The sequence below is a fragment of the Rhodococcus rhodochrous genome (assembly GCF_900187265.1).
GTDB lineage: Bacteria > Actinomycetota > Actinomycetes > Mycobacteriales > Mycobacteriaceae > Rhodococcus > Rhodococcus rhodochrous.
This window is the reverse complement of the sequence record NZ_LT906450.1, coordinates 760,319-776,152: the sequence shown is the minus strand read 5'-3', so window position 1 is coordinate 776,152 and position 15,834 is coordinate 760,319. Positions and strand designations below refer to the sequence as shown.

General features: G+C 69.7%; 15 protein-coding genes. 4 read left to right on the top strand and 11 right to left on the bottom strand.

All coding sequences use genetic code 11. The features are described from left to right. The first annotated feature begins 76 nt into the window (after positions 1 to 76). From CKW34_RS03645 to CKW34_RS03635, 3 genes are all read left to right on the top strand, one after another. Complete coding sequence (locus tag CKW34_RS03645) at positions 77 to 739, top strand: alpha-ketoglutarate-dependent dioxygenase AlkB family protein (RefSeq protein ID WP_059382438.1); 663 nt, start codon at positions 77 to 79, stop codon at positions 737 to 739. A 150-nt stretch (positions 740 to 889) separates the two neighbouring features. Further along, entirely contained in the window at positions 890 to 1,702 is an 813-nt protein-coding gene (locus CKW34_RS03640; RefSeq protein ID WP_231921791.1) for a cutinase family protein, read from the top strand. Continuing rightward, on the top strand, positions 1,699 to 2,184 hold the full coding sequence (locus CKW34_RS03635) for a MarR family winged helix-turn-helix transcriptional regulator (protein ID WP_059382439.1): 486 nt from the start codon (positions 1,699 to 1,701) through the stop codon (positions 2,182 to 2,184). The genes CKW34_RS03640 and CKW34_RS03635 overlap by 4 nt, the downstream gene beginning before the upstream one ends. Positions 2,185 to 2,250: 66 nt before the next feature. Here the strand turns inward: CKW34_RS03635 and CKW34_RS03630 are convergent, their stop codons facing one another. From CKW34_RS03630 to CKW34_RS03600, 7 genes are all read right to left on the bottom strand, one after another. After that, a complete protein-coding gene (locus CKW34_RS03630) occupies positions 2,251 to 3,069 on the bottom strand; it encodes a family 1 encapsulin nanocompartment shell protein (protein WP_059382440.1) in 819 nt (272 codons plus the stop codon). Next, a complete protein-coding gene (locus CKW34_RS03625; RefSeq protein ID WP_231921790.1) occupies positions 3,066 to 4,130 on the bottom strand; it encodes a Dyp-type peroxidase in 1,065 nt (354 codons plus the stop codon). Before CKW34_RS03625 ends, CKW34_RS03630 begins: the two co-directional genes overlap by 4 nt. Before the next feature lie 19 nt (positions 4,131 to 4,149). Continuing rightward, the gene (locus CKW34_RS03620; RefSeq protein ID WP_059382442.1) at positions 4,150 to 5,751 is read right to left on the bottom strand and encodes an L-lactate permease; all 1,602 of its coding nucleotides are present in this window, start codon (positions 5,749 to 5,751) and stop codon (positions 4,150 to 4,152) included. Positions 5,752 to 5,755: 4 nt separating this feature from the next. Continuing rightward, positions 5,756 to 6,184, bottom strand: coding sequence for an HIT family protein (locus CKW34_RS03615; protein WP_059382443.1), 429 nt, complete (start codon positions 6,182 to 6,184; stop codon positions 5,756 to 5,758). Further along, complete coding sequence (locus CKW34_RS03610) at positions 6,181 to 6,783, bottom strand: TetR/AcrR family transcriptional regulator (protein WP_059382444.1); 603 nt, start codon at positions 6,781 to 6,783, stop codon at positions 6,181 to 6,183. Before CKW34_RS03610 ends, CKW34_RS03615 begins: the two co-directional genes overlap by 4 nt. Positions 6,784 to 6,898: 115 nt before the next feature. After that, a complete protein-coding gene (gene purB, locus CKW34_RS03605) occupies positions 6,899 to 8,320 on the bottom strand; it encodes an adenylosuccinate lyase (protein WP_059382445.1) in 1,422 nt (473 codons plus the stop codon). 44 nt (positions 8,321 to 8,364) lie between these two features. Then, positions 8,365 to 8,979, bottom strand: coding sequence for a TetR/AcrR family transcriptional regulator (locus tag CKW34_RS03600; protein ID WP_016693982.1), 615 nt, complete (start codon positions 8,977 to 8,979; stop codon positions 8,365 to 8,367). 145 nt (positions 8,980 to 9,124) lie between these two features. Here CKW34_RS03600 and CKW34_RS03595 point away from each other — a divergent pair, with 145 nt between their 5' ends. Continuing rightward, complete coding sequence (locus CKW34_RS03595) at positions 9,125 to 10,768, top strand: GMC oxidoreductase (RefSeq protein ID WP_059382446.1); 1,644 nt, start codon at positions 9,125 to 9,127, stop codon at positions 10,766 to 10,768. Positions 10,769 to 10,795: 27 nt separating this feature from the next. Here CKW34_RS03595 and CKW34_RS03590 read toward each other — a convergent pair whose 3' ends face one another. The 4 genes from CKW34_RS03590 to CKW34_RS03575 form a co-directional block, all read right to left on the bottom strand. Beyond that, a complete protein-coding gene (locus tag CKW34_RS03590) occupies positions 10,796 to 11,971 on the bottom strand; it encodes a pyridoxal phosphate-dependent aminotransferase (RefSeq protein WP_059382447.1) in 1,176 nt (391 codons plus the stop codon). A 31-nt stretch (positions 11,972 to 12,002) separates the two neighbouring features. Then, positions 12,003 to 13,784 carry a CocE/NonD family hydrolase gene (locus tag CKW34_RS03585; protein WP_226950067.1) on the bottom strand — a complete coding sequence of 594 codons (1,782 nt, stop codon included), beginning with the start codon at positions 13,782 to 13,784 and terminating at the stop codon, positions 12,003 to 12,005. A gap of 84 nt (positions 13,785 to 13,868) precedes the next feature. Then, a complete protein-coding gene (gene purD / locus CKW34_RS03580) occupies positions 13,869 to 15,122 on the bottom strand; it encodes a phosphoribosylamine--glycine ligase (RefSeq protein ID WP_059382448.1) in 1,254 nt (417 codons plus the stop codon). Between the two features lie 10 nt (positions 15,123 to 15,132). Continuing rightward, positions 15,133 to 15,798, bottom strand: coding sequence for a nucleoside/nucleotide kinase family protein (locus CKW34_RS03575; protein ID WP_059382623.1), 666 nt, complete (start codon positions 15,796 to 15,798; stop codon positions 15,133 to 15,135). Between the last annotated feature and the right edge of the window lie 36 nt (positions 15,799 to 15,834).

The window sequence follows — 15,834 nt, the reverse complement described above, 5'->3', positions numbered from 1 at the left end:
AGTTGGTACGGAACCTGTCTACACGTATCACCGGCTGTACGTACCGCTCACACGCACGGAAGGTCGAGCACCCGGGATGGACGAATTGTTCTCCGTCTCCCGTCCGCGACGCGAGATCGCGCCGGGCGCCGTGCACGTGCCCGACTGGCTCGGCCCGGACGAACAGCGCGAGCTCGTCGAGCTGTGTCGCGAATGGGCGCGCCCGCCGGCGCCGATGCGGCACACCCTGCTGCCGGGTGGCGGACGGATGTCGGTGAGCACGGTGTGCCTCGGATGGCACTGGTCGCCGTACCGGTACACCCGCACCGCGGTCGACGTCGACGACGCTCCCGTTCCCCCGCTTCCCGACCTGCTCGTCGAACTCGGGCGGCGTGCCGTCGCCGATGCCTACGACGATCCGGCGGCCGGGAGCGGGTACGAACCCGATACCGCCCTGATCAATTTCTACGACCGCGACGCGCGGATGGGCATGCACCGGGACAAGGACGAACGGGTGAGCGCGCCGATCGTGTCGCTCAGCCTCGGGGAGGCCTGCCTGTTCCGGTTCGGCAACACCGAGTCGCGAGGCCGGCCCTACACCGACGTGCGTCTCGAATCCGGCGACCTGTTCGTCTTCGGTGGGCCGTCGCGATTCGCGTACCACGGGGTGCCGGTCGTGTATCCGGACACCGGCAGCGCCCGCTGCGGACTCACCGCGGGGCGCCTCAACATCACCCTGCGGAGCACCGGACTCTCCTGACCGACCCTCCTCGAAAATTCCGAACGTTCGGTCTGTGACTTTGTAACCAACTACACTCCAGGTAGCGGTTCTCCGACGAGAAATGAGTCAAAAGGGACGATATTCTCGTGCGGTAGTCATCGGTGTCGGGATCGATCACAGGAGACTGCCATGTCCGACTTCGCTTGCCGTCGTGTCCTGGCGATCATCGCAGGACTCACCCTCGGTCTGACCGGACCTGTCGCCGCCGCTGCCACCGCCGGCACCGCATCCACCGCCGGAGCGGAGACCTTCCGTCCGTGCCCGGAGCGGTTCGTCATCGCGGTCGACGGAACCCGCAACATCGACACCCCCGATTCGATCGATCCCGATTCGCCCCTCGCGAAGATCTCGGCGCGATACGCGGCACCCGGCACGGTGGTCGAGCACATCCGGTATCCCGCCGTCGTGGTCCCGGTGCCCGAGTCCGGGTCGAGCGAGGGGTCGGGGCGTCTCGCCTACGACGAGTCCAAGAGGATCGGGCACCAGCGCCTGCGCGAGACGATCACCGTCCGGCACAGCTCGTGTCCCGACAGCGAACTCGTCGTCCTCGGTTACTCGCAGGGCGCGTCGATCGCCGGCGACGTCCTCGCCGAGATCGCCGCCGACGGTTCGGTGCCGCCGGAGCGGATCAGCGGTGTGCTGTACTCCGATCCGCGCGACACCCGGGGGGGTCGAGACGCTGTTCCCCGGCGAGGTCGCTCCGGGCATCACACTCAGTGGCGGTCGCGACGACTTCGGGCCGATCGTCGTCGAACGGATCTGCATCGAGGGCGACGCGGTCTGCGACGGCGTGACGCCGGAGGAGAGCGAAGGATGGTTGGGCGAGAACGTCACCGGCTACCTGAGGTTGCACACGACCTATCCCGATTACGACCCGTGAGGATCGTTGCACCAGGGAGAACCCGGGTCAGGGCATACCGGTTCGGTATCGTCGATTCATGAGCGTCGAGTCCCCGGCCACTCATCTCCCCGCTTCCGGCGATGATCCTCTCGCACTGGAGCGGCAGGTGTGTTTCGCGCTCGCCGTGGCGAACCGCGCCGTGCTCGCGGTCTATCGGCCGATCCTCGACAGGTTGGGCCTGACCCATCCGCAGTATCTGGTGATGCTCGCCCTGTGGGAACGCTCGCCGCTGACGAGCAAGGAAGTGGGGCAGTTGCTCCAGCTCGATTCCCCCACGCTCTCTCCCCTGCTCAAGCGGCTCGAAGCTCTGGGGCTGATCACCCGTGCGCGCAGCGCCGCCGACGAACGGCAACTCGTCCTCGAGCTCACCGACGCCGGGCGGGCGCTGCGCGCCGAGGCCGAATCGGTGCCGGGTCAGGTCGTCGACGCCCTCGGTGTCGGGCTCGACGAACTCCAGGACCTGCACGCCGCGCTCGTCCGCGTCAACGCGGCGGCGCTGAAGGCCGGGGCGATCCGGAACTAGATCGCGCGCACTTCGCTCTCGCTCGGTGACCCGGGGCGCCGCACGCGCGAACGCCCCGGGGTCGGCTCAGTGCGGGAGTTCGAGCGTCGTCGGCACCAGCGGAACCGAGGCCTCGCCGGTGTAGACGAGGAAGGTGAACGACTCCTGGAAGTACAGGTTCACCGTCTCGGCGTCGTGCGAGAGGTAGCCGATCGACAGGTCCTGACCGACCTGCAGGTCGTAGTCGCCGCCGCGCGTGGTCAGGACGAACGCACCGTCGATCGCCGGGGCCCAGATGAGGTCGCCGTCGATGAGGCGGCGCAGCTGTTCGCGGATCGGATAGCCGTGATCGGAGGTCTCGCTGACCTTGGTGTACTCGTCGGCGCCGAGCAGGATCGAGTACGGGCCGCCCACACCCGCCAGTCGCAGCTGTGACAGCGCCTGGCTGATGATCTCCGGGAAATCGCGGGGATCCTCGGGCAGCTGCAGGGACGGGTTCGACGACGACGCCCGGATGCCCTCGATACCGGCGGCCGCGTAGCCCTCGAAGATCGCGCGGTCCTCGGCGAAGGCGATCTGGCGGGCCGCTTCCTTGACGGGGTCGAGGTCGATGTCGCGGGAACCGCGCTCGACGCTCTCGATCTCCTCGCGCGACAGCGTGAACGGCACCCGCAGTTCGACGACCGGCGCGACGCGGTGCTGGCGTGCCCGCACTCCGGCGGCCGGGGGCTCGATCTCGCGGGTGCGGCCGAGACCCACCGCTGCGAAGTCGGTGCCGTGCGGTCCGGAGAAGTCGACGACGGTGCGTCCGGCGACGTGCCGCTCGAAGGTGCGCGCGGCCTCCTCCTCGATCTCGGTCCATGCTGCCTCGGAAATCGGGGCGAGGTCGCGATACAGATTGTTCACAGCGTCGAACTCCTTCGCAGAGCGCCAATTCCGAGTGATCCGTCGGCCGGCCGGCCGGCGGTCGAGGCACTCGAATCTTCGTGGGAGGGAATATCCGCCGGTGACGGCGGAAGATCTTCGAGGAACTCCAGCGAGGGGCAGAAGAACAGCGAGCCCGTCACCGCGGTGGAGAAGTCCAGGATGCGGTCGGTGTTGCCGGGTGGGCTGCCCAGGAACATGTTGCGCAGCATCTGCTCGGTCACCTCCGGGGTGGCCGAGTAACCGATGAAGTAGGTGCCGAACTCGTCGGCGCCGAAGCTGCCGAACGGCATGTTCGCGCGCACGATCTGCTGCTCGACCCCGTTCTCGTCGACGATCACGTTCAGCGCGACGTGCGAATTCGCGGGCTTGGTCTCGTCGTCGAGTTCGATGTCGTCGAGCTTGGTCCGGCCGATCGCCCGCTCCTGCTCCTCCACCGTCAGCGAGTTCCACGACGCGAGGTCGTGCAGGTACTTCTGGACGATGACGTAGCTACCACCGGCGAAGTCCGGATCCTCGTCGGAGACCAGGGCCGCGTCGACGGCCTCGTCGTCCTCGGGGTTCTCGGTTCCGTCGACGAAGCCGAGCAGGTCGCGGCGTTCGAAATAGCGGAAGCCGTGGGTCTCGTCGACGACCCGGGCCACTCCACGCAGCCGATCGTTGATCTTCGCGGCGAGTTCGAAGCACAGGTCCATCGTCGACGCGCGGAGATGGAACAGCAGGTCGCCGGGGGTCGAGGGTGCCTGGTGCCGACCGCCGTCGAGCGGGACGAACGGGTGCAGTTCGGCAGGGCGGGGACCGTCGAACAGCCGGTCCCACATGTCCGAGCCGATGCCGGTGACGACCGACAGGCCGCCCTCCGGGATGCGGAAACCGACCGAGCGGCGCAGGCCCGAGAGATCTTCGAGCAGATCCCGCACGGTGTCCTCTGCACCCTCGTCGACGGTGACGACGAGGAAGATCGCCGCTTCGGTGAGCGGGGTCAGTATCGGTTGTGCGCGAACCACTCGGACAACGCTAGTGCACCCCGGCGAACCAGGCATTCACGGCACGCCGGGAGTGTCAGGGCACCATCCAACCCAACACCGAGGTCGACTGCAGCCATACGAGGACGGAGAGCACCGCGAGGCCGGCGATGCTCAGCGGCCAGATGCGGCGCATGAGCAGCCCGTCCTTGCCGGACAGTCCCTTCACCGACGACACCAGCGCGAGGTTCTGCAGTGCGATCGGGGTGCCGGTGGTGCCGCCGGCCATGTTCCCGGCGACCAGCACGGTCGGGTCGAGTCCCGACTGCTGGGCCGCGGCGACCTGCAGGCTGCCGAACATCGCGTTGGAGGCGGTGTTCGAGCCGGTGACCACGACGCCGAGCCAGCCGAGCACGGGCGACAACAGCGCGAACGCGACGCCCGCACCGGCGAGGAACCCGCCGATCGTGGCGGTCTGCCCGGACAGGTTCATCACGTACGCGAGGGCGAGAACTGCCGTCACCGTCGCGAACGACCACCGCAACTGCACGACCGCCGCGACGAAGCACCGCACCGCGTCGGCCACCGCGACCTTCAGCACCGGTATCGACAGCAGCGCGGCGACGAAGACGAGGCTGCCCGGGGCGGTGAACAGATCGATGGTGAAGGTCTCCGCGGTGGGAACGTCCCCGTCCGCGGTGGTCACGTCCACACCCGGCCAGGGGAACGACAGGCTCGCGTTCGACAGCAGCGATGCCACCGGACCGAACCGGCTGACGAGGAAGACGACCACGATCAGCGCGTAGGGGGCGAATGCCTCGACGACGCGTCGGCGCGAGTCGTGGATCCGTTCGGCCGCGGCCCGGCGGGCCTCCCGATGCGTGGGGTGCACCTTCACCGCGACGACCAGCACGAGCAGACCGGCCACTGCGCCGGCGATGTTGCTCAGCCCCACGGTGAGGTAGCTCGCGCACACGAACTGGGCGGCGCCGAAGGCGAGTCCGACGACGAGCGCGACCGGCCACGTCTCGCGGACACCGCGCCATCCGCCGATCACCGCGACCAGCACGAGCGGGATGAACACCGCGAGCAGGCAGACCTGGCGCGCAACGACCGGTCCGATCTCGTCGATCGGGATCTCCGACACGCGCGACATCGTCAGGATCGGTGTGCCCATGACGCCGAGCGGGGTGACGACCGAGTTGGCGAGCAGCGACGCAGCGGCCGCACGCACCGGAGGCAGACCGGCGCCGATGAGCACGACGGTCGACACGACGATGGGGGTGCCGAAACCGGCGACCGCCTCGAGCAGCGCGCCGAACAGGAAGGCGATGACTATGGTGAGGATCCGCGGATCCGGGGATATTCGCCCGAAGGCGCGGGTGAGGACGTCGAAGTGCCCGGATTCGACGGTGAGCCGGTACACCCAGACGGCGTTGACCACCGTCCACATGATCGGGAAGAGACCGAAGACCGCGCCTTCGACGCCGGCGCTGAGCGCGGACCCGACCGGCATGCCGTAGACGGCGGTGCCCACGATGAGGGCCACCACCACCGCGATGCCCGCGGCCGAATGCGACCGCAGACGGAAGACGGCGAGCAGGACGAGCATGGTCAGCAGCGGGAGTACCGCCACCAGTGCCGACCACGCGAGCGACCCGCCGACCGGCGCGATCGGCTGAACGTATGCACCTGTCACTGCATCACGACCGGTGTGTCTCCACGGCGGTGCGGATGGTGGCGGCCGTGCCGTCGAGCACGGTCCGGTTCGGTGTCCGCCAATCGGCGCGGATCCCGAAGCCGTCCCCGGCCCTGCGCGGCACGAGGTGCAGGTGCACGTGGAACACCTCCTGGCCGGCAGCCACGCCGTCGGCGAGGAACATGTTCACGCCCTCGATGGGGAGGTCGGACTCGCGCATCGCCGTGGCGATCCGTTGCCCGGCGGCGAACACCTTCGCTCCGTCGTCGGGATCGAGCTGTGCCAGTCCGGAGGCGTGCCGCTTCGGGATCACGAGCAGATGCCCCGGGGTGAACGGGCGGATGTCCATGAATGCGAGCACATCGGGTTCGTCGAGCACGACGCTGGCCGGCGACTGCCCGGCCACGATGGCGCAGAAGATGCAGTCCGTCACCGTGGCGTGGACTCCTCCGTACGTGCGGGTCCGCGGGCGGATTCGAGCAGGCGCAGCAGTTCGCCCTGAACCTCGGGACGGTCGCGTACCGGATCGTCGCTGTGCGCGAGGCACAGCATCGCTTCCTCGACGGCCGCGACGAGCAGGTGCGCGAGCACCGACGTCCGTGTGGGCGACGCCTCGTAGGTCTCGGGGTCGAGGGTGACGAGCATGCGCTCGATCGCCCTCAGCGAGGAGTGCCGGTGGGTCTCACGAACCTCGGCCCAGCCGAGGACCGCCGGAGCTTCGATGAGCAGCAGTCGGCGGGTCGCGGGATCGTAGACAGCATCGAGCGAGGCGAGCACGGCCTGGGTGAAACCCTCCCAGGCGTCGTCGACCGGCTCGGCCGGGACCAGGGAGCTCTCCGCTTCCTTCTGGAGGCGCTCGATGACGCCGCGGAACAGATCCCGCTTGTCGGCGAAGTGGTGGTAGAGCGCACCGCGCGTCACCCCCGCGACCGAGACGATCTCCTCCGTGGCCGCCGCCGCGTATCCGTCGCGCAGGAACACCTCGCGCGCCGCATCGAGCAGCGCGGTGCGTGTTCGCGCTGCGTCACGCACCCGACCCGTATTTCCCGGTTTCACCGACACTTCGTTCTCCCCTGCTGATACCGCCCACCCCCATCGGACACTCCCCCCGGTAGTCGGCTCCCGTGATTCCTGCTGAATCGGCTTCCTAGAGAATCGGCGCCGGCGTGTACTTCGCCGCCTCGGGATACTGCGTTACGAGATCCTGCACCGCCGCGACGACCGCTTCGACCTGCGCGACCGCGGCTCCGGCGAAGACCTCCCGGTCGGCCAGTGCCGTGTCGAGCGCGGCGCGGTCGAGCGGAAGCCGGTCGTCGGCGGCGAGACGGTCGAGCAGATCGGGTTCGCGGCCCTCCTCGCGCATCGCGAGCGCGACGGAGACCGCGTGCTCCTTGATGACCTCGTGGGCGGTCTCGCGACCCACCCCGGCCCGGACCGCGGCCATGAGGACCTTGGTGGTCGCGAGGAACGGCAGGTACCGCACGAGTTCCTTCTCGATCACCGCCGGGTAGGCACCGAACTCGGCGAGGACCGTCAGGAAGGTCTCCATCTGGCCGTCGATCGCGAAGAAGGCGTCGGGCAGGGCCACACGGCGGACGACGGAGCAGAAGACGTCGCCCTCGTTCCACTGCGCGCCGGCGAGCTCGGCGGCCATGGAGGCATAGCCGCGCAGGACGACCTGCAGGCCGTCGACGCGCTCGCACGAGCGGGTGTTCATCTTGTGCGGCATGGCGGACGATCCCACCTGGCCGGGCTGGAAGCCCTCGGTGACGAGTTCGTGGCCGGCCATGAGCCGGATGGTGTGGGCGAACGACGCGGGGCCGGCGCCGACCTGCACGAGCGCGGAGAGCACGTCGTGGTCGAGCGAACGGGGGTAGACCTGGCCGACGCTCGTGAAGACGTTCGCGAAGCCGAGATGCTGCGCGACCTTCTGTTCGAGCTGCGCGAGCTTGGCGGAATCACCGCCGAGCAGGTCGAGCATGTCCTGCGCGGTGCCCATCGGGCCCTTGATCCCGCGCAGCGGGTAGCGGGCGATCAGCTCCCGGACGCGCTGCAGCGCGATGAGCAGTTCGTCGGCGGCCGACGCGAAGCGCTTGCCGAGTGTGGTGGCCTGCGCCGCGACGTTGTGCGAGCGGCCGGCCATGACGAGCGAGGCGTACTCGGTGGCGCGCTCGGCGAGGCGTGCGGCCACGGCGACACCGTGGGAGTGGACGTGTTCGAGCGACCGCAGGATCTGCAGCTGCTCGACGTTCTCGGTGAGGTCGCGGCTGGTCATGCCCTTGTGGACGTGCTCGTGACCGGCGAGGGCGTTGAACTCCTCGATGCGAGCCTTGACGTCGTGGCGGGTGACGCGTTCGCGCTGCGCGATGGACTCGAGGTCGACCTGCTCGATCACGCGCTCGTAGTCGGCGATCGCTTCGGCGGGAACGTCGATCCCGAGTTCGGCCTGCGCCCGCAGCACCGCGAGCCACAGCTGGCGCTCGAGCACGATCTTGTACTCGGGCGACCACAGGTCCCGGAGTTCGGGGCTGGCGTAGCGGGTGGCGAGGACGTTGGGGATGTGGCTCACAGAAGTGAGTTTACGGTCCGGGCCTGTTCCCGTATTCCCCGACCTCAATCCTCGACCGGGGGTGCGACGGTCTCCACGACGTCGAGCAGGATGCCGCGCGCGAGCGAGCGCGGGTCGGGATCGAGTTCGCCCAGTCCGCCGAGGACCGCGCCGTCCACGACCGCCACGAGCCGGCGCACCTCACGGGGCCGCACCGATCGGCAGCAGCGTTCGAGCAGGTCGGTGAGCAGGTGGTCGATCTGTTCGCGCATGCGGACCTGCACGTCGCGCAGTTCCGGATAGCGGGCCGTCGCGACGCACCGCTCGTAGCGGGAGATCAGGCGTTCGCGGTCGATGCCGCCGTCGCAGTCCCGCGGCCCGATCAGCAGGTCGACGATGAGATCGGCCGTGCCCTCGAGACTGCGCGGGAGCGGCTCGATGTCGCGGACGCGTTCCCGCATCGCGTCGAGTTCCCGCTCGCTGTTGTAGTCGACCGCGCACGCGACGAGGTCGTCGAGTGATTCGAAGTAGTAGGTGGTCGATGCGAGCGGCAGGCCCGCGCGGGTCGCGACGGCCCGGTGGCGGACGGCGTCGATCCCTCCTTCGAGAATGAGGTCGGCCGCTGCCTCGACCAGCGCCTGACGGCGCCGTTCGCCCTTGGGGGTCGCAGCAATCGACACCTTCTCATGGTGACAGTCCCGAGCGTCTCACCAGGGGAAAACGGAATTGGAGACCAACCGGTACCATTGCGCCCGCCCGCGCGTGTCGAGTCCTCGGCGGGCGCCGCCCCGCGAGTAGGTCATCGAACGATCGGAGCCGTACCGGATGAGACGTCGACGCTTTCTGCAGGCCTCGCTTCTCGGGGCTGCCCTGGCGGGCACCGGCGCCGCAGGTTCCGGCCTGACCGGCATCGGTGTCCCCCGTGCGGACGCCCTGCCGGTCGGGGTCGACGAGTACCTCCGTCTCGTGCCCGAGCTGTTCGTGCCGCCGCCCGCACCGCCGGAGCATTCCGAGGTCGTCGTGGTGGGCTCCGGTTTCGGGGCGAGCGTCGCCGCGCTGCGCCTGGCCGAGGCGGGGAACCGGGTCACGATGCTCGAGCGCGGCATGCGCTGGCCCCGCGACCCGCACCGCGAGATCTTCACGACCGACCTGCTCGCCGACGGTCGCGGTTACCACCACCGCACCCGGTTCACCGGCCCGACGGGCATCCCGGTGGTGTGCGACGACTTCGCCGGCGTCCTCGACGTCGTCGACTACCCGAACATGTCGGTGTGGCGCGGCGCCGCGGTGGGCGGCGGATCGATCGTGTTCACCGGCGTGATGATCGCTCCCGAACGGCACTTCTTCGAGCACGTCTTCGGCGGCCGTCTCTCCTACGACGAGATGGCGTCCACCTGGTACCCGAAGGTGCGCTCGATGCTGCGCCTCGATCCGATGCCCGACGACATCTACAACGCCGCCGAGTTCACGCACTCGCGGCGGTGGGACGACGACGCCCGCGCCGCCGGTTACAGCCCGCACCGCATCGACGGCATCTGGGACTGGGACGTCGTGCGCGCCGAACTCGCCGGCTCGGTCCGCCGGTCGGCCGTCGCGGGTGAGAGCAATCTCGGCAACTCGAACGGCGCGAAGTTCGATCTCACACAGAACTACATCCCGGCGGCCGAGGCGACCGGGCGCACCCTGGTGTGCCACGGTCACCGGGTGCTCGCTGTCGGTCAGGACGGCGACGGCCGGTACTGGCTCGACGTGCAGGCCGTCGACCCGACGGGTGCGGTGCTGCGCACCACCACGATCACGTGCGACCGCCTCGTCCTCGGCGCCGGATCGATCGGCACCACCGAACTGCTCGTCAAGGCGCGGCACACGGGTTCGCTGCCGAACCTCGACGAGCGCGTGGGCCGGGGCTGGGGCACCAACGGCGACGCGGTGCTCGTCCGTTCGTTCGCGCTCACCGAGGGTTTCGGCGGCGACCAGGGCGCGCCGTCGGCGTCGCGCATCGTCGACGAGTCCGGTCTGCCGCTGAGCCTCGAGAACTGGTTTGTCGCGGGCACCGCGAAGGACGTCGGGATGCTCGCCTCCCTCGGCATGACCCTCGACCCCACCCGCGCCGACTTCACGTACGACCCGGGTGCCGATCGCGCGGTTCCGAACTGGCCGGCCGGTGGCGAACGCGAGAGCGTCGAGGCCCTTCGGGCCGTGCACAACGCCATGGCGCAGGCCGGTGGCACGATCCCGGGCGCATCGCCGATGGCCGAGGACGTCAACGCGACCTTCACGGCGCATCCGCTCGGTGGTGCGGTGCTCGGCGACGCGACCGACGGGTACGGCCGCGTGCACGGTCATCCCGGCCTCTACGTCGTCGACGGCGCGTTGATCCCGGGCAGCACCGGCACCGCCAATCCGTCGCTGACCATCGCGGCGCTGGCCGAACGGAACATCGCGCGGATCGTCGCCGACGGGCGGTGATCCGTCCGCGGCGGTCCGGGCCGGCGATCAGGAGACGGGGAGCCAGCCCGCGAGCCGGTCGAGCGCCGCGGTGACGTCGGCGGTCGATCCTGCGAACGACAGTCGCACGGTCCCGTCGCCGCGCACGGTGTCGAAGTCGACGCCCGGTGCGAGCGCGAGACCGGTGTCGTGGAGCAGCCGCGCGCACCACGCCGTCGAGTTCTCGCCGTCGAGCAGATGACCGATGTCGGCGTAGACGTAGAAGGCGCCGTCGGCCGGGGCGAGTTTCGTGATTCCGAGATCCGGCAGGCCTTCGAGGAGCAGTTCCCGGTTCACGGCATAACGGGAGACGTGTCCGTCGAGTTCGGTGCGGGCCTCGGTCCCGAACGCCTCGATCGCCGCGAACTGGGAGATCGACGGCGGGCACACCGTCATGTTCGACGCGAGTCGCTGCAGGGCCGGACGCATCGTCTCGGGCGCGAGCATCCAGCCGAGCCGCCAGCCGGTCATCGAGAAGTACTTCGAGACCGAGCCGATCACCACCGAGTCGCGGGAGGTCGCCCACGCCGTGGAGGTCGCCGGTGATCCGGGGGTACCGAACTCGATGCCGTGGTAGATCTCGTCGGAGATGAGCAGGCTGCCGTGCTCGTCGCACCAGCGTGCGAGCGCCGCGAGCTCGGACGGTTCGATCATCGTGCCGGTCGGGTTGGCCGGACTGGCGACGACGATTCCCGCGGGCGGAGTGTCGAGTTCCTCGAGCATCGCGACGGTCGGCTGGTAGCGGGTCTGCGGGCCGCAGTCGAGTTCGACGACGCGGCAGCCGAGGGCGGCGAGGGTGTTGCGGTAGGCCGGGTAACCGGGGCGGGCGACGACGACGGTGTCGCCGACATCGAAGGCCGCGAGGAACACCAGGGTGAAGGCACCCGACGAGCCGGTGGTGACGACGACGTCGTCCGCGTCGACGTCGATGCCGTACTTGTGGCGGTGGTACGCCGCGATCTCCTCGCGCAACGGCAGGATGCCGAAGGTCTCCGTGTAACCGAGCAGTTCGGCGTCGATCGCGAGGTTGGCGGCGCGGAGCACGGGAGCGGGTGCGGGGGTCGAGGGTTGTCCGGCGGCGAGACTCAGGACGTCGCCGTGGCTGCGCTGCCGCTCGGCAGCCGCCTTCCACACATCCATGACATGGAACGTCTCGATACCGGAGCGTTGGGATTCGGGGCGCACGTCGACGACGGTAGTACGCCTGTGTCGTTCGTCAGAGCCGGACGCGCTGAAGTCGGGTGAGGGCGCCCCACGCGATCGGGTAGTCGTGACGATCGACGCCCTTCGCGGGTACGGCGTCCGCGTCGGTGGCGGTCTCGTCGGGTTCCGGCTGCGGCTGCGGCACGACCGGCAACAGTAGATGCGAGTCGAACTGTCCGCCGGCGTGCACGATGTGGAAGCCCTTGTTGATGGTGCGATCGTGCCCGACGCGCGGGTTCTCGTCGAGGTCGTGACCGGCGATGACGAGCACCAGGCTCGATCCGGCCTCGAAGAAGGTGCTGTGCGGCATGATCTCGATGTCGACCGGCACGATCTGATCGGGCAGCAACGGCCAGTACTTCTTCTGGTCGTGGACGGGCCGGTAGGCGGTGGAGGCCTCCGGGTCCAGTGCCCGGCGCGAGACCCGCATCCACCCGTGGGCGACGAATCCCTTCTCGTAGCCGCCGTGGCCTTCGAACCACACGTCGCGGCCGTGTTCGTCGCGCTTGGCCAGCCCGACGAACAGGTCCATGTCGTTGGCGTCCTTCGCCTGCACCCACAGACGCAGCGCGGCGTGGCCGGTGATCTCGGTGTCCTCGTCGAAGGTGTGAGTGAAGACGAGTTCGTCGCCCGCGACGGGGAAGGTGCGGCGGAACTGGCGGCTCTCGCACGGGGTGGTGCTCAGGTCTGCGTTCGCGTGGTCGAGGTGGAGTGCGACGTAGCGGGTGTCGGGGACGGGCCACTCGGATTCGAGGCGTTCGGAATAGGTGCGCAGGTCGTGGCGGGTCTCGAGGCGAATGCGCGGGGTGTCCTCGAAGCCGTTGTCCTCGCCCTTGAGGAAGCGGTCGAAGAAACGTCGTTGGTAGTCGAGTGCCTCGTTGCCGTAGAAGGTCTGCCACATCTTCCGGCCGTGGGTGTAGAGCCACTTGTGCTCCGACGCGATGCGGCGGTAGCCCTCGACCGATCCGCGGGCGCGCGGGCCCTGATCGGACCACGAGACCCCGACGAGGGCGGGCACGGTGACGTCCTCGAGCCGGGGCGGTGGGGCGACGTGGCGGAAGAGGTCGGGGAACCGGCGCAGCAACCACGGGGTGAATCGCCGGAGGGACGCGGCGCCGCAGCGGGCTCCGGTGTTCATCGCGCTGTACCAGAACGCGCTGTAGCGGGTCTCGGGGATGCCGCCCTGGGTGAGGATGTCGCGGCAGGGATCGCTCACGCCCTCCCAGGGTGCGATGGCCGCGAGATAGGGCGGGTCGAGCGCGGCCGTGTACCACTGCAGCGTGGCGAGGTAGTCGGCGCCGGCGAGGCCGACGCGGCCGTTGCTCCACTTCTGACCGCCGGCCCATTCCACGACGGCCGCGCAGTCGAGCGCGGCCCGGCCGAGCAGCAGTCGGGGACGGCCGCTGCTCGCGTGATGGCCGCGCATGTCCGCGACGACGAGCACGTAACCGTGAGGAACCCAGTAGGCGGGGTCGGGCGCTTCGAAGGAGGTGCAGTCGCTGATCTCGAGATCGCCCACGTGGTTGCCGGATTCGGCGAGATCGTCGAAGTCGACGGGATACCGGTCGACGCCGGCGTCCTTGCCGTAGGGGGTGACGGCGACCAGCACGGGGCAGCGGTCGTGCTCACCGGAGCCTGCGGGGCGGTAGACGTCGGCCTTCAGTACGGTGCCGTCGCCCGTGCGGATGGGCACGTCGCGCTCGACGAGGACGTCGTCCGGCAGCCCGTGGACGACGACGTGGTGGTGCCGTAGCGGTGTCGGGTCCGGCTTCGGCGGTCGTCTTCGAGAAACCATGCAGTCACCCCTGGCGGCATCAAAGATGCACCGAGTGTGCAACATACACCCGGTAGGTGCAAGGTGAAGGACGCGGGTGAAAGGCTAGACCGAGATCCGGCCCTCGACGGCTGCCAGACCGATGTCGCGGCGGAAGTGACCGCCCGGCAGCTTCACGTCGGCGAGCCGATCATAAGCGGCTTCGCGCGCGGACGCGAGATCGGCACCCACACCGATCACGTTGAGCACGCGCCCACCTGCGGAGACCAGCGCACCGTCGTCGCGACGCCTGGTGCCGGCGTGCAGCACCGTCTCACCCTCGGCACCGGTGATCACGTCGCCGGTGCGCGGGGTGGACGGGTAGTACTCGGCGGCGAGCACCACGGTCACCGCGGCGCCGTCCTTCCAGCGCAGCGGCGGGAGTTCGGCGAGCGTGCCGGTGGCGACCGCGTTCAGGGCCTCGCCCAGCGGCGACTCGAGCAGGGCGAGCACGGCCTGGGTCTCCGGGTCGCCGAAACGGCAGTTGAACTCGACCACGGCCGGACCCTCGGCACCCATCGCCAGACCCGCGTAGAGCAGGCCGGAGAAACCGCATCCGCGACGCACCATCTCGGCCGCGACCGGCTCGACGACCTCGGAGACGATCTGCTCGACGCTACCCTCGGGCAGCCACGGCAGCGGCGTGTAGGCACCCATGCCACCGGTGTTGGGGCCGGTGTCGCCCTCGCCGACGCGCTTGTGGTCCTGCGCCGGCAGCAGCGGCACCACCGTCTCGCCGTCGACGAGGCAGAACAGCGAGACCTCGGGGCCGTCGAGGAAGGACTCCAGCAGGACGGGGTGGCCGTTCTCGAGGATCTCGGCGGCGTGGTCGCGGGCCGCGGCACGGTCGGTGGTGACGACGACGCCCTTACCGGCGGCGAGACCGTCGTCCTTGACCACCCAGGTCGGCCCGAAGCGGTCGAGCGCCTCGTCGAGGGTCGCGGGGCTGTCGACGACCTCGCTGTGGGCGGTACGCACACCGGCGGCGGCCATGACGTCCTTCGCGAACGCCTTCGATCCCTCGATGCGCGCGGCGGCGGCGGACGGTCCGAAGCAGGGGATGCCCGCGGCGCGGACGGCGTCGGCGACACCGAGGACGAGCGGGACCTCGGGGCCGATGACCACGAGGTCGGCCTTCTGCTCGGTGGCGAGGTCGACGACGCTCTCGGCGGAGGCCGCGTCGACAGGGAACAGCTCGGCGACGTTCGCGATACCGGGGTTGCCGGGCGCGGCCAGCACGGCGGTCACGCCGGGGTCGCGGGACAGGGCGAGAGCAAGAGCATGTTCACGGGCACCGGAGCCGATAACGAGTACGCGCACGCAGGACAGACTACGGGACCGGTCTCCACACGAGATCGGCGCGGGAGCGCGTGCGCTGGACGGCTTCCGCATTGGGCAGATCGACGGTCCGCACCCACTCGCGCGCTCCGTCGTCGTCCCGCCCGTTGTGGCGGTGCCGGCGCACGAGACGCCGGGTGAGCGTGCGGCGGGGTGCGTCGATGTAGATGACGAGGTCGAGCAGCGGGCGAATGTGTTCCCATCCCCCGGTCTCGAACATCAGGTAGTTGCCCTCGGTGACGATCACCCGCGCGTCGGCCGGCACGGCGTGCACCGCCGCGATCGGTTCGTCGAGGGGCCGGGAGAAGTCGGGGGCGTAGATCGTCTCGTCGCGGCACTGCCGCACCCGGCTCAGCATGTCGCGGAAGCCGGCGACGTCGAAGGTGTCGGGCGCTCCCTTCCGGTCCCGCGCGCCGAAGGTGTCGAGCTGGCGGTTGGACAGGTGGTAGCCGTCCATCGGCACCTGCCCGGTGGACACCCCCGCGCATCGGAGGGCGTAGACGAGCAGCGCCGCGGCGCGGCTCTTCCCGGCGCCCGGCGGCCCGCACAGACCGACGACCGTGCGCCGATCCGCGGGAAGTCCCACGAGGACGTGCGTGACGAGTTCGTCCACGAGCACGCGCAGCGGCGCCTCCCGCACACTCCCGTCACCTCCCATGAGCCCGACGATACGACCGCTCGCGACATCGGAGTC